Genomic DNA, 19,076 nt, shown 5'->3' with positions numbered 1-19,076 from the left:
TTATGTTAAAAATCGCTGATACTCTCTTTCATTCCCGCCTGTTTACGGGAACAGGCAAATTCGCCAATGCAAATTTGATGATCGAGTCGATACGTGCTTCTGGTAGCCAATTGGTCACTATGGCGATGAAGCGCATCGACCTGCATGGCAATGACGATGGCATTCTCGCCCCACTACAACAGTTAGGCGTTAAATTACTGCCCAATACCTCTGGGGCAAAAACAGCAGAAGAAGCGGTGTTTGCCGCTCGCCTTGCGCGGGAAGCCCTAGGAACTCACTGGATCAAGTTGGAAATCCATCCCGATGTAAAATATCTTTTGCCCGACCCAATCGAAACGCTGAAAGCTGCCGGGCAATTGGTAAAAGAAGGATTCGTTGTTCTGCCCTATTGCGGCGCTGATCCTGTCCTGTGTCGCCGTCTGGAAGAAGTCGGCTGTGCTGCCGTGATGCCATTAGGCGCTCCCATTGGCTCAAACAAGGGGCTGCTGACGCGAGATTTTCTGCAAATGATCATCGAACAATCCAGCGTACCCGTTGTCGTGGATGCCGGAATCGGGGCACCAAGCCATGCACTGGCCGCTATCGAAATGGGTGCTGATGCGGTACTGGTCAATACTGCCATCGCAGTTGCCCGCAATCCAATCAAAATGGCACTGGCATTCAAGACGGCGATTGAAGCTGGCGAGCTTTCTCATCAGGCTGGTGTGGCAAGCCAGAAATCACATGCAGAAGCTTCCAGTCCACTGACCGATTTTCTGGGGGCGTTATGACAGACAACACAGTTATGACTGATCATACATTTCGCCAGCGCTGGCAGCAGTTGGATTGGGACGACATAACACTGCGCATCAACAGTAAAACCACGCAGGATGTTGAGCGAGCATTAAACCGCGATCGTCTGGCACTGGATGATTTTATGGCCTTGCTCTCTCCCGCAGCCCTGTCTTACCTTGAGCCGCTCGCCCAACGTGCTCAACAACTAACGCGCCAACGATTCGGCAATACCGTGGGATTTTATATCCCACTCTATCTTTCCAATCTGTGCGCTAATGACTGCACCTATTGTGGTTTCTCCATGAGTAACCACATCAGACGCAAGACACTCAATGAACAGGAGATTGAAGCTGAATGCCAAGCCATCAAAAAACTGGGGTTTGAACATATCCTGTTGGTCACGGGAGAACATCAGAGCAAAGTCGGCATGGATTATTTCCGGCGCTATCTCCCCATTATCCGCAGCCAGTTCAGTTCTATCACAATGGAAGTCCAGCCATTGGCACAGGAAGAATACGCTGAACTGAAAACGCTGGGGTTGGATGGTGTGATGGTCTATCAGGAAACCTATCATGCTCCCAGTTACCAACTGCACCATCTGAAAGGAAAAAAACAGGATTTTCACTGGCGGCTGGAAACCCCGGAACGCCTAGGACGCGCAGGTATCGACAAAATCGGGCTAGGTGCGTTGATCGGGCTGTCCCCTAGCTGGCGTACCGATTGTTATATGGTGGCAGAGCACCTGCTTTTCCTGCAAAAACAATTCTGGAAAAGCCGTTACTCTATTTCCTTTCCAAGATTGCGCCCCTGCGCAGGTGGCGTAGAACCGGCTTCCCTGATGAGCGAAGCTGAGCTGGTACAACTCATTTGTGCATTTCGCCTGCTAGCACCGGATGTGGAACTTTCCCTATCCACCCGTGAATCACCGTTTTTCCGCGATCACGTTGTACCACTGGCAATCAATCATGTCAGTGCCGGTTCCAAAACCCAGCCGGGGGGTTATGCCGACGATCATCATGAACTGGAACAATTTACGCCTCATGATAATCGCTCAGTTGTTCAGGTTGCCGCAGCACTGGTGAAATCAGGTTTACAGCCAGTCTGGAAAGACTGGGATAATTATCTGGGACGTTAGTTTCGTTTCTTAGAGCCTATATAATTAGGCTCTCCGTTTTATATCTATATACGATGAAAACTGCCCTGTTTTTCAGTTGACAGAATCCTTGATGAAATCTGGCTTATCACTGGTTTGAAAAACAAGGGCGGTTTTGGGATTATTATTTTCTCTAACTCAAATCATGCAGGTGTCTTTTCAGCGATGATTTCAAACTAAAATCGGAGAACTTTACCTGCAACCCTTCTCGTTCCGGCGAACAACACATTGCTCCGATAAAAATCCGCTGACTGTCAACAGCAAAAGGCGATAACCGCAGTAACGGCCATTTCACCCCATCAGTGGAATATTGCAGTCTGATCACTCCTTCACCATAAGTCAGCCTTAACCAGAACTTATCAGGATTACCCGGAAAGACGCCCATCGCCCAGTCAGAGCAAGAATTCGTTAGCACACTGCCGATCGTCGCCTGACCATCAGAATGCTCAACACCTGCTTTTAACCAATGTTGCTCATCCACCAGCAGCATAATGCCAGCCTGATCGTATAAATGTTCAAAACACCCTTCGATACAAATTTGGAAAGTAAAACCCGCTTCAACATGAATATCATCAACATAGCGACCAAAAACATGGCCGCTATGACGCTGAAAGCCATACCATGTATCACGCCAAAAATCAGTTTTAATATCTGTCGTCACATGGAGTACATCTTCTTGATGCTTCCACGAGGCAGGCTCATTAAGCCAATGGCAGTGCTGCAAATTCATCAATAGTTAACCTGTTATTTTCTGGCGGGATGAATCAATCCATAGCCCGCTAACAATGTAAGAGAAAGTAAAGCAATACAGGCAAAAGCGCCATGCAATGTGACCTGATGAGCCAAACCTCCGATAATTGCAGGCCCCAGCAGGATACCCGAATATCCCATCGTAGAGACGGCAGAAACCGCCTGAGAATCAGGCATGACTTTCTGCTGCCCTGAAGCTGTGAAAAACATCGGAGCCAGATTGGATAAACCCGCTCCTATCATCAGGAAAGAAATACCCAATACAATCATGCTGGATGCCAGATAGATCAGGACAAAACCCGAAGTAGCCAAAATTGCACTTGCCAGAAAAACCCGCCGGTATCCAAACATCGAGATAATTTTATCGCCCAAAAAGCGGCCACATGTCATGGTAATGGCGAAAAGCGTGTAACCAAGTCCCGCCTGATGGCTATCCATGTTATGGACACTACTCAGCAAGATCCCACTCCAATCCAACATGGAGCCTTCCATCAGATAAACGACAAAGCAAAGAAAACCAAGCAGGATCACAATCCCACGCGGCAAGGCAAAAAATGGGGTATTACCCGTTTCTGTATGATCCAATAATCCGCTCCATGCTGGCAACAACAACAGAATAATGAATAATGACACCGCGGCCATGACCTGAAATGGGGATATTCCCATCAACAACAGGAAACTGACTGACCCTGCACCCGCAATTCCGCCCAGACTGAACAACGCATGAAAACCGGACATAATTGGCTGCTGCGCCATTTTTTCAACATTGACTGCATGAATATTGATCACCACATCCGTCGCACCAATCCCCACGCCGAATATAAACAGCGCACAAGCCAGTGTCCAGGGGGTTGGCAATATGCTTAACCCCGGTAGCATCAAAATTGCCAGCAGGGCAAACAGGGGAAAAATTTTCCTACAACCGAAACGGCTGGCCAGCATCCCCGCCAAAGGCATCGTGATAAAGGAACCAATGCCAAATACCAGTATGAGCAACCCCATGGCACCATCATCAAGTGCAAATCTCTCCTTAACCAAAGGAATAAGAGGTGCCCAAGCTGCCATACTGAAGCCGGCAATAAAAAAAGCGAGCCGTGTCGCGATGATCGGCTGCTTTATCGAAGAAACTGCATATTCCTCAGACAACTTAATTCCTCCATAACCCTGTTCTCTAGAACTATCTTTTCTAGAACCCTATGTTCCAAAACAATGTACTCTGACGCACAATCATGCCCTCCACAGGTTTTGCTGGAGGACATCAATATTGCTTACATTGCTATTGCACTTACATTAGCATCACGCTGACAGCGAATTTATCCCAGAAAATTGCGGAATATCCGTCAATTCACCAATAATACAAGTCGCCTGCCCGTACTGTTCAGCCACCGACAAATCATGAGGCCAAGCATATACCCACGGGATCCCTGCTTGTTTTGCTGCTGCGATCCCCAGATCCGTATCTTCAATCACCAAAGTCTGCTGAACATCCATCCTTTTCAGCTTTAGCATGGCAAGGTAGGGATCAGGAAAAGGTTTAGTTCTTTCAACATCATCACCGGAAATCAAGGCAGGTTCATCAAACAAACCCAGTAACCCCAAATTCGCCAGACAAACGGCACGCGGTGCGGTGGAAACAAACCCAAAAGCAATGTCATTTTGCTGTAAGGCCGCGATGAGACGAGTCACCCCCGGACGTAGATAATGTGCAGATAACTTCTCCTGATAAACCGAGATAATCCTGTCAGTAATGCCTTGCTGCTCGGGTAATGGAACACCAATTTCATTCAGTGTTTCCGCCAGACTCAAACCAATCAATTGCTGTGGCTGAATATCACGCGTGTGATCAGGTGCCAGTTCACACAACACATCAAAATGCAGTTGTTCACTATCGACAATGACCCCATCGATATCAAAAATGACATTGAATTTATCCATCAGAAATATTCCATTACTTAAAGTCAGCCAAACGGATCAATACCTTGCAGTTTGGTGTACTGAGCGGCACTTGAGCTTTCTCGGCAATATCACAGCCCACGGTGAGAAAAGCCTGCTGATAATCCTCAAAATCAAAGATCTGACTAATCAGGCGTTCAGCGGGGATAACACCATCCCGGATCATGGCGTAAGCACGCTCAAAACTGTTGTTCAAGGAGTCAATCGAACCGATGACAGAAAGACTTTTGTCGGCAATTTTCAGAATATCAAGATTGGCATGTTTATCTTTTAAAGCGACATTCAGCAACTTACCGCCTGCGGCTAAATGGTCGAAAACATATTCGGTCAGTTGTCCCGTGGTATCTACACATAAATCGATCAGGGCTGATTTATCACCGTATTCCTGCGTCAACGCTTCATCAAAATCGGTATATAACCGACATTCTGCCGGCAGGTTGTTGATAGCAAACTGCACACGACTCGGGTTTTTCTCGATCATGAATGCCTTAACACCCCGTTCATGCAACGCCCAGAGATACAGCATTCCCATAGGGCCAGCCCCAGCTACCACGGCCCGAATATTGGTATGGGTGATCCCCAGTTTATCCACTCCCGTCAGTGTGCAGCTCAAAGGTTCAGTCAACGAAGCCGCTTCCATACTGACATGCTCATCAAGCTTGATCAGCGAGCTTTCTTTCGCCAAATACTGCTCGGCAAATGCCCCATCGTAAGAAACCCCCGCTTCCGTCCCCAATTTTTTCTCGCAGTGATTGGGATTACCTGTCTGACACATCCTACAATGTCCACAGGAGTATGTCGGATTGATAACAACACGATCACCAATCTGAAAACGGGTAACATGACTACCAATTTGCGTCACCACTCCCGTGGTCTCATGCCCCAATGTGGTTCCCGGTACCGCTACAGGATAAGAACCAGTAATGATTCCTATATCTGTGCCGCAAATCCCACATACTGCAATATCGACTACCACATCATCCGATTCAATGCAGTGCAAGGGTTCAACTTGCTGAATCTGGACATTCCATACTTGGTTGAATTTCAGGGCTTTCATTATGCAACCTCTCTGTGCTTCGGTGCAGAAACCGTCAATTCAGCGAATGCCAGATCCAGTTTATGGAGAATTTCATGTAAGTGTTCCTGTGTACAAACCAAAGGAGGACGTACCTTAAGCGCCCGCCCTTTGCCATAACGGGAGCCACGCAGGATCAATCGTTGACGGCTGGCGGTTTCAATCACCTGTGCCGCAAATTCTGGGGTTGGAGTATCAAAACCGAACATGTAGCCCATGCCTCTGACCCCCGTGATTTCAGGGTATTTATGCTGTAAGGCCAACAATCCATCACGCAGGAAAGCCTCGTTCTGCTGCACATTTTCCAGAATGGAATCATCTTCAATAATATCAATAACTTCGTTGAGAGCGACTAAAGACAAGGGATTAGCACCGGAAGTACTGGAATGCTCAAATGATTCCAACACATCCAGCGAGCTGCGCATCAGCACACCGCCAGTCGGAATACCAATACCCCCTGCCCCTTTCGCGAACACAATGATATCTGGCTCTAATTCCTTGGCATAACCTGTCGATGCAAAGAAAGTTCCGGTACGGCCAAACCCCGTCTGTACTTCATCCGCAATAATGATGATGCCGTGCTGATGGCAGATTTCCCTGATTTTACGATAGAACTCCACGGGGAAAACGGTGTTGCCGCCATTGCCCTGAATCGGTTCAATAATCAGACATGCGATATTGTCACTGGAACCCAACTGAATGAACTGTTCCAGATCGGCATATTGGCTCTCTTTCTCATTCGAGTCAGGTTCTACCATGACACTGGCAGGTGCTGGAATTTTTATCGAACCATCAATACTGATATGGAAGTCTTTAATCCTGAACGCATTGCCGGAGATCTGCGCTGTTGCAAGAGACTGGCCGTGGTGGGCAAGAAAGAACGAGATAATGCCAGAGCGTCCTGTGGCTTTTTGGGCGATACGAATGGCACCTTCAACAGCTCCAGAACCGGAAACATCCCGCAGCCACATTCTGTCAATGCCTTCTGGTGTATGTTTCACCAATTTGGTCAAAATATACTGTGACATTTCTCGCGTATAAGCAGAACTTAAATGCGTACATCTATCAATCTGTTGCTTGAGTTTTTCCGCAACTCTGTGGTTAGTGTAGCCAAGCGGCAAATTAAACGTACCTGATGCCGCATCAATATGCTTTTCGCCATCGATTTCCAAATAAGGACCGTGACCAACAAAACGGGAAAGCATATCGTCAAGATGATTTCTATTTTCCATAAGCACTAACCACCATTAGTTATTTTTAACAATTATGAGCGTACCAAATGTAATGAGATTAGCTTAGACCCATTCAAACGTGATATCTATCACATAAAACCCATAAAAAATATAAAGTTATTTTAAAAATTAATTTATATTTAAATTGCATATAATTTAGTATTAATATTTATTTATGTTATTAGCAAAAATATTACTAAACTTAAATATTCATTGATTCAACACTCAACCCCATTATTTGCATCAAATGTTGAGCCTGTTGAATAGCATCCTGCCGGTGGGTAATGCCCATTTTCTGATACAGATTACGGATATGCGTCTTGATCGTGGTCGCGGCGACCTCCAGTTCTGCGGCAATTTGATCGTTACTGTAACCGGAATAAATCAACCCCAATACCTGCCATTCACGCTGAGTCAGCGGGCTATTGCGGATAAGTTCCGGTACATCAGGGTGTGTAAGAAGCTGCTCAACAAACGTTTCATCAAAATGGGCAAATTTATGCCGATGCTGGCGATTAATTTCCCGCAGGATACGCTGGGCACGGTGTTGCTCAAGTTCAGGCAGAATATTGAGCTGAATAAGCTGGCGCAATTGTTGAGCCATCAACTCACCTTCAAGTACAAAGTGACTAATAAATCCTGTGCGGTTAGCCAAACTCAGGGCTTCCATCAAAACAGCCTGTGCTTCAGCCTTGTGTCCAAGCTGCCAGTGCAGCAGATTACACAGCAATAGATTGCGGTTCAAATCGCTTATCAGCAGCAATTCTCTCGCGTACTTATTCAGCATTCCCAGGATAGGTTCAGCTTCCTCATACTGACCAAGTAGGATCTGTGCACGGGCGATATTGCGCCATTGATTCTGATTGAAATGGTTATTGAAGCTTTCTGGCCGTTCCGCCTGTACCAACCACTGAGTCGCCGAGCCGCTATCTTCCAAATTCTGCCAGATAATGACGCGTAGCTTGTCGGTATTGGTTCGCCAGTCACGATGATAATGCCCGTTATTCAACAGATTTTCGCAGCGGGACAGGTAACGGCGGGCATTATCAATATCCCCTCGGATCAAAGAACATTTCGCCAGTTGGGTCAGGCATTGTAATTGCTGCTGAGGCTGGACGCTGGACAACACTTCCAGGCCTCGACGCGCTGCTTCTTCAGATTCGTCTATCCGCGCCCAGCACCACAAAAGCTGTGAACGAATGCGTAACAGGAATTCGTGCATCGGCAACTGTTCCAAATGCTGCTCACGAATCAAATCAAAAGCGTGGTTTTGAATTTCATAGGCTGCCTGCAAATAGCCCTGAGCCAATAAGATCTCACTTTGCTGCAACAACGCCCACAAAGCATAGTGATAAACATGGCAGCGTCGGGCAAGTTGCTCCGTTTGCTTCATCAATGCCAATGCATGGGACAATTCCCCTTTACAATGCAGAACTTCCCCTTTCACCGACATCGCAACAATCCGGCCATATTCATTGTCAGGCAAAAGGGCTGCCAAAGCCTTCTCAGCCAGCATATCAGCATCGTCCGGCCGGCCATCGTTAATCGCAACTTGGGCACGCAGGGCATCAAATTCTGCCAGCAATTCCGGCTCAATAATTATTTGTTTCTGTTTCAGCGACTGTTCTGTCTGATTCAATAAAGCATTCACTTCATAATAACGATGCTGACTTTGTGCCAGCCATGCCTGTAACAGTACCAGACGCGGATTTTCCAGTAATTGCTCATATGGCAGTGCATTCATGCACTCTTCCAATAGTGACAACTTGCTGTGGTTAAACAGACCCCAAGCATGTTGCAGCAAAATATCACGCAACAGTACGGTATCTCCGGCAGCCAGCGCATGGTGAATGGCTTCCCCCGGAAACCCCTGCATCAACCAGCCTTCTGCCGCGGCCCTGTGCAATTCTGGCAATTTCGCTGCCATTTCCCACTGGCATCGTTGGCGCAGAAATGAGGCAAACAGAGGATGAAAACAGAACCATTCGCCGGAATCATCCATGCGTTGGATAAACAACCCCTGACGTTCAATATCCTCAAGACGCTGCTGGCCGTTATCCTCTCCCGTCAGACAAACAATCAGGCCATCATTCATCGAGCGCAGGATAGAACTGCGCAGCAGGAAATCCCGCGTAGCCTGATCCACACGATTTAAAACCTCATCCACAAGATAATCTGCGAGATGGCTGGCATTGATCCCCGAAAGGCGTTTTGCCGACATTTCCGCCGTATTGCCTGACTGACGGGCAGAAAGGGCAATAAGCTGCAACGCCGTCGCCCAACCCGCGACGTCGTTGCATAACTGTTTGCAATTATCCGCACCCAGTGGGCTGACCAGCCTTTTATCAAAAAACTGCTGGGTTTCCTGATAATCGAAGGCCAATTGCTGGCTATCAAATTCCAATAACTGTTCACGCACACGTAGGTTAGCCACACCCAACGATGGCAAATGACGGGATAGTATTGTCAAAGTCAGATTTTCAGGCTGGTGACGGAGGAAAAAGCGCATGGCTTCATGAATGAGGTTATTTTCTATCAGGTGATAATCATCAATCACCAGAAAGATCGGCTGTTTCCATTCACTAAGTTCAATAAACAACTGCGCAAACAATGCGGGTAAATTGGCATACTGATGCTTCTGAGCCAGTACGTCACTTTTTACACAATGCCCCTGTGTTGCCTGCTGAATAGCAGCGATCAGGTAGCTGGCAAAACGTTCCGGCTGATTGTCACTGTCATCCAGAGAATACCATCCCAGATTACTCTGTCCGGCAGCCCATTGTGACATCAATGTAGTTTTACCATACCCTGCGGGGCTGGTTATCAATACCAGACGATAGTGCTGTACTTCACTGAGCAGTTCTAACAGACGCTCGCGCATGACCATATTATTAAGGCGAAGGGGGCGACTGAGTTTCGATGGGATAAGCATTGGTTTCTTCCCTTCATAAGCAATGAATAAAACTGATACCAAAACCCTGTTCAATGTTATTGATTCATTTTCACCACTAACATTCATTAATGCCCAACCAAATTTAGAGAAACGCCTATCTTTTGCAAACAGGTTGGTTGATTTCATTGTGTTAAGTTGCACCCTGTCACATTCTTTGCTTACAATTTTTCCTGTTCCCAATGAAATTGCGAAAAGCCTCGAAAAAACGGGACAAGTAGGAAACTTTTCCTATCAAGTTGTTGACCCATTTCTTCTGCCACCTGCCTTGCTGTTTATTTAAATACGGCCAATGGCTACGCCCTTGCACTCCTCCCTGTGAATATCCCCGTAGGATGATGCCTACCGCCTCAAGAATCTTCAGCATATCCCGCTAAATCACCTCCATATTTTCCTTATTCAGTGACAGGATGAAGACTCCATGCAACAGCCCAAATTAGATAAAGCCGTCTTTCAAGCCGCGCTTACACGCCAGTGGCAGCGCTTTGGCCTTAGTTCAGCACAGGAAATGACCCCACATCAGTGGTGGCAGGCCATCAGTGCTGCACTATTAGAATTACTTCCCTCTTCCAGCCAGAACCATGCCCATCAGTTTCATAACCCTAAGCGTCATGTGAACTATATTTCGATGGAATTTCTGATAGGCCGTCTGACAGCCAACAATTTGCTGAATCTTGGCTGGTATGACGATGTTCAGGCTTATCTGGCAGAAGATGGACTGACTTTGAGTGACTTACTGGAACAAGAAGCTGATCCTGCATTGGGCAATGGTGGTCTGGGTCGGCTGGCAGCCTGTTTTCTTGACTCAATGGCGACGATTGATCAACCCGCAACAGGCTATGGCCTTAATTATCAGTATGGCTTGTTCCGGCAATCCTTTGATCAAGGGCTACAAATTGAGGCACCTGATGACTGGAAGCGCGGTTCCTATCCGTGGTTTCGCCATAATGCCCAATTGAAAGTTGACGTAGGTCTTGGCGGGAAAATCGTGATGACAGCCGAAGGTCATGAAACTTGGCTTCCTGCCTTTACCTTGATTGGCGAAGCTTGGGATCTGCCTGTCATTGGCTATGGTAATGGCGTCACACAGCCCCTACGCCTGTGGCAAGCAACGCACGATAATCCTTTTGATCTGTCACTTTTCAATGACGGGCAATTTCTGAATGCTGAACAACAGGGCATCGAAGCCACCAGCCTGACCAAAGTGCTTTACCCGAACGATAACCATCAGGCCGGAAAACGCCTGCGCCTGATGCAGCAATATTTCCAGTGTGCCTGTGCGATGGCAGATATTCTGCGTCGTCATCAGCAGGCTGGCCGCAAGGTGGAAGAATTACCACGCTACGAAGTCATCCAGCTTAACGATACCCACCCGACTATCGCCATCCCTGAAATGATGCGTCTCCTGCTGGATGAGTACCAATTGGATTGGGAAACAGCATGGGAAATTACAGGGCAGACTTTCGCCTATACTAACCATACTTTGCTGCCAGAAGGTTTAGAACGCTGGGATGAGCATCTAGTCAGTGAACTGCTGCCACGTCATCACCGCATTATTCAGGAAATCAACCGTCGCTTCCAGAAAACCGTGGAGCAAACCTGGCCTGGCAATCAACAGGTGTGGGAAAAATTAGCCGTTATTCACGAAAATCAGGTAAGAATGGCTAACCTCTGCGTAGTCGCCTGTTTTGCTGTCAACGGTGTAGCAGCATTGCATTCATCCCTAATCGTGACGGATCTGTTTCCAGAGTATTATCACTTGTGGCCGGAAAAGTTCCATAACGTAACCAATGGCGTCACACCGCGTCGCTGGTTAAAGCAGTGCAATCCAGCACTCTCCTCACTGATTGACCAAACCTTGAATCATGAATGGGTTAATGATCTTGAGAGCCTGAAACAACTCGAACCTTATGCCAACGATGCAGCTTTCTGCGAAGCTTATCGCAGCATCAAACAGGAAAATAAAATTCGGTTGTCCAACTACGTCAATAAAGTCATGGGGCTTAAGATTGATCCCCACGCCATTTTTGACGTACAGATAAAACGTCTGCATGAGTACAAGCGCCAACATTTGAACCTGCTGCACATCCTCTCTCTGTATCGACAGATTCAGGAGAATCCGTCACTGGATATCCACCCCCGCGTCTTCCTGTTTGGCGCCAAAGCAGCTCCGGGCTACTATCTGGCAAAAAATATTATCTCAGCCATTAACCATGCGGCTGAAAAGATCAATCATGATCCGATCGTCCGTGATCGTATCAAAATTGCCTTTATTCCCGATTACAACGTTTCCACCGCAGAATTGATGATCCCGGCGGCTGATGTCTCAGAACAAATTTCTACTGCAGGTAAAGAAGCCTCCGGTACAGGCAACATGAAACTGGCCTTAAACGGTGCATTGACCATTGGCACGCTGGATGGCGCCAATGTTGAAATCGCCGAACAAGTCGGCAATGACAATATTTTTATCTTCGGGAACAATGTTGAAGAAGCAAAAGCCTTACTGAAAAGTGGCTACAATCCACGGGAGATCCTCCAGCAGAATCCTCATCTACAAGGCATACTGGATGCACTTGCCAGTGGCGAATTCAGCCACGGAGACACGCAGGCATTCGATCTCATGCTGCATAGTTTGGTTGATGGTGGTGATCCTTATTTAGTACTGGCAGATTTTGACTCCTACTGCCATGCCCATACGCAGATTGATACCCTGTACCGTAACCCTCAACACTGGACACACCGTACTATTCTCAACACTGCCCGCATGGGTAAATTCAGTTCTGACCGAGCTATTCAAGATTACCAACAGCGTATCTGGCAGGCCAAATAAGGTTCATCATGGAAAATAAACACCTCGACAATTTGGCAACAGAGGCTGGCATAGCCGCCGAATATATTAATGCCTACGGGAAACCGCAGGCTATCCCTGCCGAAATTCGGCATCGGATATTGGCAGCCATGTATACAGATCCACCGGCCAATAGGCCGGTTTCTGATTTACCTGTTTTAACCGTGCCTGTGGTTAAAGTGATGACTCAAGGTCAGACAATCACTTTACCTTTGAACAGTACAGAAAATTATCGGTGGCAAATACAAACAGAGCAAGGAGAGATATTTCAAGGGGATTGCCAATATCAAATCACTCTGCCGGCTAACCTTCCTCTGGGCTATCACACACTGACATTAGTGCCAATACAATCAATATCAGCAAAAGAACCTCATACCCAGCACCCAGTTATGCAGATTATTGTGGCGCCAGAACGTTGCTATGAGCCAGAAACGCTGATAAATGGCGGAAAACTCTGGGGAGCCTGTATCCAGCTCTATACCTTGCGTTCAGAAAATAACTGGGGAATCGGCGATTTTGGCGATCTGAAATATATGCTGCAAGAACTGACGCAACGGGGTGGCGCATTTATCGGCCTGAATCCACTTCATGCCATGTATCCAGCCATGCCTGAAGACACCAGTCCCTACAGCCCTTCTTCCCGTCACTGGCTCAATATCATTTATATTGATGTGAACCAGGTAGAAGATTTCACATACAGTGTTGAAGCTCAAAAATGGTGGCTATTGCCGGAAACTCAGCTCAAGCTCCAGCATGTCCGCCAAACAGAATTAGTCGATTACACCAGCGTGATGACATTAAAAATAACAGCGCTGCGTCTGGCTTATCAACAGTTCCAAACCCGATCCGCTACAGATCCCCTGTACATTGCTTTTCGACAATTTGTTACCAAAGGTGGTAAAAGCCTTTACTCTCAAGCAGCCTATGACGCTCTGCACCGTAAACTCTACGACGAAGACAGCGCTTACTGGGGCTGGCCGGTATGGCCAGAAAAATATCGTGAACCTGATAGCGATACGGTGAAGGAATTCTGCCAATCACATTGGCAGGAAGTCGAGTTTTTCCTCTGGTTACAATGGCTGGCCGATACCCAATTAGCTGGCTGCTTTACCGAAAGCCAGCACAATCATATGCCAATCGGCATTTATCGTGACTTGGCTGTTGGTGTTGCACAAGGCGGCTCAGAAACATGGTGCAACCGAACGGTGTATTGCACCAAGGCATCTATTGGCGCTCCACCGGACATACTCGGCCCACTCGGACAAAACTGGGGCTTACCTCCGATAAACCCACATGTATTACGAGCCCAAGCCTATCAGCCTTTTATTGAATTACTGCGTAGCAATATGCGCCACTGTGGGGCATTACGTATTGATCACGTTATGTCACTACTCAGACTATGGTGGATACCACAAGGAGAAACTGCCGATAAAGGGGTTTATGTCCATTATCCAGTTGACGATTTACTGGCGATACTGGCGCTGGAAAGCCAACGCCACCACTGTATGGTGATTGGCGAAGATTTAGGGATCGTGCCAGAAGAAATTGTCGGGAAATTACATGACCGAAGTGTCTATTCCTATAAGGTGTTCTATTTTGAACGGGATGGACACGGAGAATTCCGCTCACCCGATGAATACCCCACACAGGCAATGGCAACCATTACTACCCATGATTTACCTACATTACGCGGATTCTGGCAAAACAAGGATTTGATGTTGGGGGAATCAATCGGCTTATACCCAGATACCACTCTACTTGATGGGTTATATGATGAACGTAAGCATTGTAAGCAGAAGTTATTGGACGGTTTGAACCGCCGTGGTTATTTATCTGCATCACTGAGCATGACAGACACGCCAGCTCCGATGTCAGCCTCCATCAATCAAAGCATACATCGCTACATTGCCCACAGTACCAGTGCCTTATTGGGATTGCAGCCCGAAGACTGGCTAGATATGGAACTCCCCGTCAATATTCCGGGAACGTCCACAGAGTATCCCAACTGGCGGCGCAAACTAAGCATTACGCTGGAAGCTATGTTCCAAGATGAACATATCAACCACTTACTTCAAACGGTAGGAGAGTACCGAAGGTAAATTCCGTAATCACTTAAACCACCATCGATAGTTGTTCTATCGATGGTGGTGTAGCTTTTTAACTGAACATCACCCCTTCACGCTCCCTGATGTTAACCCACCGACTAACCAGCGCTGTGCAAGCAGGAACATCACGGTGATAGGGATTGCGGAAAGCACCGCTGCGGCAGCAAAATCCCCCCAGAGGGAGTTTTGTGGATGAAGGTACTGTTGCATTCCTACCGCCAGAGTATAACTGTCTACATCCCGCAACAGCAGTGACGCCACAGGAACTTCGGTTATGACACCAATAAAAGACAGGATAAACACTACCGCCAGTATTGGCACGGAAAGCGGTAATAATATCAAACGGAAAACTTGCCACGATGTCGCCCCATCCAGCATTGCGGCTTCTTCCAAAGAACCATCTAGCGTTTCGAAATAACCTTTGATCGTCCATACATGCAGTGCAATCCCTCCCATATAGGCAAAAATCACACTACCGTGAGTATTAAGCCCCATAAATGGAATATAGGCACCTAATCGATCAAAGAGCGCATATAGCGCCACCAGCGAAAGTACCGGAGGGAACATTTGGAAAATCAGCATCCCTTTTAACAAAGTGCTTTTGCCACGAAAGCGCATTCGAGCAAAGGCATAAGCACAGGTCGTTGACAAAGCCACAATCCCCGTAGCCGTAATGAATGCAATTTTTACTGAATTCCACAACCATTGTATGACGGGGAATGGTGGGGGGGTGACACGTCCATCTGGGGATTCCACGCTATAACCAAGCGCCAGTTTCCAGTGTTCCCATGAAATTGTTTCAGGGATAAGACTACCTGTGGCAAAATTTCCAGGTCGCAAAGAAATAGCAATCACCATCAACATTGGCAATAAGATCAATGCAATAAAAGCCAGCATTAACATATGTGTTGCCCCTACCCGCCACCGTTGTGATTTCGGTTGCACCATCGCCATTACCCGTTCTCCTCAATCAAATTTAATACGAGTCGCTTTCAGATTAATGATGGCTAATGCCCCGACCAAAAGGAAAATCAACGTAGCAATAGCCGCAGCCAAACCAAAATCCTGTCCTCCGCCCCCTTCAAAAGCGATACGATAGGTATAATTCACCAAAAGATCGGTATAACCCGCAGGGGTTGTTGTACCAATGCGATCCGGCCTGCCATTGGTCAGCAACTGAACTAAAACAAAGTTATTAAAATTAAAAGCGAAACTGGCAATTATCAACGGAGTCAGCGGCTTAATCAGCAATGGAAAAGTAATTCTGGAAAAATTCTGTAATGGCCCAGCCCCATCAATGGCCGATGCCTCATAAAGATCATCAGGAATTGACTTCAGCAGCCCCATGCAAAGGATCATCATATAGGGATACCCCAGCCACGTATTCACGATAATCAACATCGTTCGCGCCAGTGTTGGGTCGGTAAACCACTCCGGTTTCAAACCAAACAGCCCGTTAAGCAGCAGGTTGATTTCCCCAAAACTCTGGTTAAATAACCCTTTAAAAATCAGGATGGAAATAAACGAAGGAACAGCGTACGGCAAAATAAGCAGTACACGATAAATTGCCCGTCCTTTGAGCGCCTCCCACTGCACAATACACGCAAGGATCATACCCAGCGCCACCGTCAATATCACCGTTAGCAGGGAAAAGATCACAGTCCAGACAAAAATCGAAAGAAAGGGTTTTTGGATACCGTCATCCTGAATAACCCGCAAAAAGTTTTTCCAACCGACAGAAACCGTGAATCCCGGGCTTAATGTTCCCTCACTCCAGCCGCCCTCAGCGTTCGTGGCTTGATAGAACCCTGTATCCATATTCGGTCGATATTGTGTCCCCGTTTGATTGTTGGTCAGGGTGATGCCGTCTTCTCCAATGGAATGAAGGGGATGTATGCCGGAAAACTGACGCAGTGAACTCATACGTAACTTACTGCCATCCGGCAGAACAGTAACAAGCTGACCTAACGCCTGCCGATACTGAGTTATGGTTCGCAATGCGGCGGCATCACTCTCAAAAACCTTTTCCTGCTTATGCAAAGGTAGAATGACTTCTTCCCCCGCAGATGTAGATAAAGAAAAAGGATCAGATACCAGTAATTGAGAGCTATCAGGAACACTCAAGGCCAGTACCCACTGTTCAGATTCAGGATAAAGTTTGAAATTAAATGTCTGACCTGCCTGATATTGACGACTCATCAACACCGTTTGAGCCCGTTCAAAAGTTAGTTGATTTGTACTGCTATAGTTCGTGAAAGCAATGGCGACAGTACAAATAAGTGGAAACAATACAAACAGGCTCATGCCCGCAATTCCCGGATAGGTATAACGCCAAGCATAAGCCTTACGGTTAGCAAAGACATAAATACCACTTCCCAGTAATACCAGTGTCAGCATGGCAAACAGGTATTCACCTTGGGCATACATCAATACAATCAAATAACCGGTAAAAAATAGGCACAGACTGACTCCGAACCATTTTAGGACAGGATGCGACCACCATTCTGTTTTGTCCAATCTCGCTGACATCATGCACTTCCTGTTACTAAGAGCCTATCCCAATAGACACTAACGCTCCTTCTATACCGTTCATCTTTCAAATTGCCGCCAACAAAGCGGCAACTTGAAATCTATTGGGTATAAAATCAGGAACCTGTTATTCGTTTATTTAGCTATTCGATTTTCTGCATCATTAAGCGCGGCATCAATAGCTTGCCGACCATTCACTGCATTAAGGACAGCACTGCGCATGGCATACCAAAAACTACTCATTTGCGAAACATTCGGCATAATTTCACCTTGCTGAGCATTTGCCATCGTGGCAGCAATACGTGGATCTTTCGCAAGGATATCCTGATAAGATTTCAGCGCCACAGCCCCCAACGGTTTGTCCTTATCCACTGTTGCCAAGCCTTCGTTGGTCAGCAAATAGTTTTCCAGAAACTCCTTCGCCAATTCTTTATTAGGACTAGCTGCATTGATTCCGGCGGTTAAGATGCCAACAAACGGTTTAGAGGGTTTTCCTTTAAAGGTTGGCAATAAAGTAACCCCATAATTGATCTTACTTTTGTCGATATTCGTCCAAGTCCACGGGCCATTGATGGTCATTGCTGTTTTGCCTTTATTGAAAGCCGCTTCAGCAATGGAGTAATCGATATCAGCACTCAGATGTTTGTTTTTCACCAAATCAACCAAGAATTGCATCCCCGCTTTGGAGCCCGCATTATTCACTCCGCTATCCTTGGTGTTATAGGCACCATTCTCCACTTTGAAAGCGTAGCCCCCATCAGCAGCAATCAGTGGCCAAGTGAAATAAGGTTCCTGCAAGTTGAACATGATTGCGCTTTTATTCTGCTTTTTCAGTTCATTATCCAGCGCAGGGATCTCTTCCCATGTCTTTGGCGGAGATTTCACTAAATCTTTATTGTAAATAAGAGAAAGCGCTTCAACTGCAATGGGATAACCAATCAGTTTGCCATCATAACGAACCGCATCCCAGGTAAAAGGAAATAGCTTGTCCATGAACGGTTGATCAGGTGTCACTTCGGCCAATAAACCAGATTGGGCATAACCACCAAAGCGATCATGCGCCCAGAAAATGATATCTGGCCCATCACCGTTCGCGGCTATTTGAGAATATTTTTCTTCGAATTTATCGGGATGCTCAACAGCAACAGGAATACCTGTCTCTTTTGCAAATTTCTCACCAACCTGTGCCAGCCCGTTGTATCCTTTATCACCGTTGATCCAAATCACCAGCTTGCCTTCTTCCAGCTTTGCAAAAGCAGGGGCAGAGAGTATCCATGTCGTTAAAACGGAAAGCATCAGAGCGCGAGCACCCACTTTCAGAGTTGTTTTTGTCATCATTCCGTCCTTTTCGTCGTTTGCAGGTTCAAGATGAATTTCTCGTTACACCGCTAGAAAATGGTTCCCAGTGTGCAATCAACGGAAGGCAAGCTCATCCTCCCCTGTTCTACGCCTCACCATAAATGAGTGTGAACTTGATTACAAAAACACTGAAAATCAGGATGTTAACCTTAAAGAGACATCAATTTTTGCGATTTAAATCACATCTTGCTCAGTGATTTTTCACGGAATCTCTCAATCACATTAATCTCATCCTCCTTATGCCTCCCCCATAAAAAATTATGGGATGGAGGATTTTTATTCCTGTTATTTTGCACACAATTTTGCCACCAGTTTTTCACTAAGTTTTTTACTACAAACATGAAACTA

General features: G+C 46.6%; 13 protein-coding genes. 4 read left to right on the top strand and 9 right to left on the bottom strand.

Features of this window, described 5'->3' with window-relative positions:
* Window positions 1-2: 2 nt before the first annotated feature.
* Together NXS07_RS09800 and thiH are read left to right on the top strand one after the other, a co-directional pair.
* Window positions 3-770 carry a thiazole synthase gene (locus NXS07_RS09800; protein ID WP_258086660.1) on the top strand — a complete coding sequence of 256 codons (768 nt, stop codon included), beginning with the start codon at window positions 3-5 and terminating at the stop codon, window positions 768-770.
* A complete protein-coding gene (gene thiH / locus NXS07_RS09795) occupies window positions 767-1,909 on the top strand; it encodes a 2-iminoacetate synthase ThiH (RefSeq protein WP_258086659.1) in 1,143 nt (380 codons plus the stop codon). The genes NXS07_RS09800 and thiH overlap by 4 nt, the downstream gene beginning before the upstream one ends.
* Before the next feature lie 151 nt (window positions 1,910-2,060).
* Here the strand turns inward: thiH and NXS07_RS09790 are convergent, their stop codons facing one another.
* The 6 genes from NXS07_RS09790 to malT form a co-directional block, all read right to left on the bottom strand.
* A complete protein-coding gene (locus tag NXS07_RS09790) occupies window positions 2,061-2,657 on the bottom strand; it encodes a DUF1349 domain-containing protein (RefSeq protein WP_038201527.1) in 597 nt (198 codons plus the stop codon).
* A gap of 14 nt (window positions 2,658-2,671) precedes the next feature.
* Entirely contained in the window at window positions 2,672-3,829 is a 1,158-nt protein-coding gene (locus tag NXS07_RS09785) for an MFS transporter (protein WP_434460439.1), read from the bottom strand.
* Window positions 3,830-3,973: 144 nt separating this feature from the next.
* Complete coding sequence (locus tag NXS07_RS09780; protein ID WP_038212480.1) at window positions 3,974-4,612, bottom strand: HAD family hydrolase; 639 nt, start codon at window positions 4,610-4,612, stop codon at window positions 3,974-3,976.
* A 13-nt stretch (window positions 4,613-4,625) separates the two neighbouring features.
* On the bottom strand, window positions 4,626-5,687 hold the full coding sequence (locus NXS07_RS09775) for a zinc-dependent alcohol dehydrogenase (RefSeq protein WP_258086657.1): 1,062 nt from the start codon (window positions 5,685-5,687) through the stop codon (window positions 4,626-4,628).
* A complete protein-coding gene (locus NXS07_RS09770) occupies window positions 5,687-6,937 on the bottom strand; it encodes an aspartate aminotransferase family protein (RefSeq protein ID WP_038201539.1) in 1,251 nt (416 codons plus the stop codon). The genes NXS07_RS09775 and NXS07_RS09770 overlap by 1 nt, the downstream gene beginning before the upstream one ends.
* 202 nt (window positions 6,938-7,139) lie before the next feature.
* Window positions 7,140-9,869 carry an HTH-type transcriptional regulator MalT gene (gene malT, locus NXS07_RS09765; protein ID WP_038212505.1) on the bottom strand — a complete coding sequence of 910 codons (2,730 nt, stop codon included), beginning with the start codon at window positions 9,867-9,869 and terminating at the stop codon, window positions 7,140-7,142.
* A 439-nt stretch (window positions 9,870-10,308) separates the two neighbouring features.
* Between malT and malP the strand changes: the two genes are divergently transcribed.
* Window positions 10,309-12,717 carry a maltodextrin phosphorylase gene (gene malP, locus NXS07_RS09760; RefSeq protein WP_258086656.1) on the top strand — a complete coding sequence of 803 codons (2,409 nt, stop codon included), beginning with the start codon at window positions 10,309-10,311 and terminating at the stop codon, window positions 12,715-12,717.
* Between the two features lie 8 nt (window positions 12,718-12,725).
* Window positions 12,726-14,834: a 4-alpha-glucanotransferase gene (gene malQ, locus NXS07_RS09755; RefSeq protein ID WP_038212489.1), complete on the top strand. Its 2,109-nt coding sequence runs from the start codon at window positions 12,726-12,728 to the stop codon at window positions 14,832-14,834.
* A gap of 69 nt (window positions 14,835-14,903) precedes the next feature.
* On the opposite strand, the gene malG is transcribed toward malQ, so the two are convergent.
* The 3 genes from malG to malE all read right to left on the bottom strand — a co-directional run bounded on the left by malG (window position 14,904) and on the right by malE (window position 18,704).
* A complete protein-coding gene (malG, locus tag NXS07_RS09750) occupies window positions 14,904-15,794 on the bottom strand; it encodes a maltose ABC transporter permease MalG (protein WP_038192683.1) in 891 nt (296 codons plus the stop codon).
* Window positions 15,795-15,806: 12 nt separating this feature from the next.
* Window positions 15,807-17,369 carry a maltose ABC transporter permease MalF gene (gene malF, locus NXS07_RS09745; RefSeq protein WP_038192685.1) on the bottom strand — a complete coding sequence of 521 codons (1,563 nt, stop codon included), beginning with the start codon at window positions 17,367-17,369 and terminating at the stop codon, window positions 15,807-15,809.
* 135 nt (window positions 17,370-17,504) lie between these two features.
* Window positions 17,505-18,704: a maltose/maltodextrin ABC transporter substrate-binding protein MalE gene (gene malE, locus NXS07_RS09740; RefSeq protein ID WP_038192687.1), complete on the bottom strand. Its 1,200-nt coding sequence runs from the start codon at window positions 18,702-18,704 to the stop codon at window positions 17,505-17,507.
* Window positions 18,705-19,076 lie beyond the last annotated feature (372 nt).

The organism is Xenorhabdus bovienii (assembly GCF_024721015.1).
Classification (GTDB): domain Bacteria; phylum Pseudomonadota; class Gammaproteobacteria; order Enterobacterales; family Enterobacteriaceae; genus Xenorhabdus; species Xenorhabdus bovienii.
Note: the sequence above shows the minus strand (reverse complement) of the source record. Positions and strands in the feature narration are given on the sequence as shown.

Bases quoted from the DNA above. Each gene is read 5' to 3' on its own strand.
- NXS07_RS09800 (WP_258086660.1), top strand. From the start codon at position 3: ATGTTAAAAATCGCTGATACTCTCTTTCATTCCCGCCTGTTTACGGGA.
- thiH (WP_258086659.1), top strand. From the start codon at position 767: ATGACAGACAACACAGTTATGACTGATCATACATTTCGCCAGCGCTGG.
- NXS07_RS09790 (WP_038201527.1), bottom strand. From the start codon at position 2,657: ATGAATTTGCAGCACTGCCATTGGCTTAATGAGCCTGCCTCGTGGAAG.
- NXS07_RS09780 (WP_038212480.1), bottom strand. From the start codon at position 4,612: ATGGATAAATTCAATGTCATTTTTGATATCGATGGGGTCATTGTCGAT.
- NXS07_RS09775 (WP_258086657.1), bottom strand. From the start codon at position 5,687: ATGAAAGCCCTGAAATTCAACCAAGTATGGAATGTCCAGATTCAGCAA.
- NXS07_RS09770 (WP_038201539.1), bottom strand. From the start codon at position 6,937: ATGGAAAATAGAAATCATCTTGACGATATGCTTTCCCGTTTTGTTGGT.
- malT (WP_038212505.1), bottom strand. From the start codon at position 9,869: ATGCTTATCCCATCGAAACTCAGTCGCCCCCTTCGCCTTAATAATATG.
- malP (WP_258086656.1), top strand. From the start codon at position 10,309: ATGCAACAGCCCAAATTAGATAAAGCCGTCTTTCAAGCCGCGCTTACA.
- malQ (WP_038212489.1), top strand. From the start codon at position 12,726: ATGGAAAATAAACACCTCGACAATTTGGCAACAGAGGCTGGCATAGCC.
- malG (WP_038192683.1), bottom strand. From the start codon at position 15,794: ATGGCGATGGTGCAACCGAAATCACAACGGTGGCGGGTAGGGGCAACA.
- malF (WP_038192685.1), bottom strand. From the start codon at position 17,369: ATGTCAGCGAGATTGGACAAAACAGAATGGTGGTCGCATCCTGTCCTA.
- malE (WP_038192687.1), bottom strand. From the start codon at position 18,704: ATGACAAAAACAACTCTGAAAGTGGGTGCTCGCGCTCTGATGCTTTCC.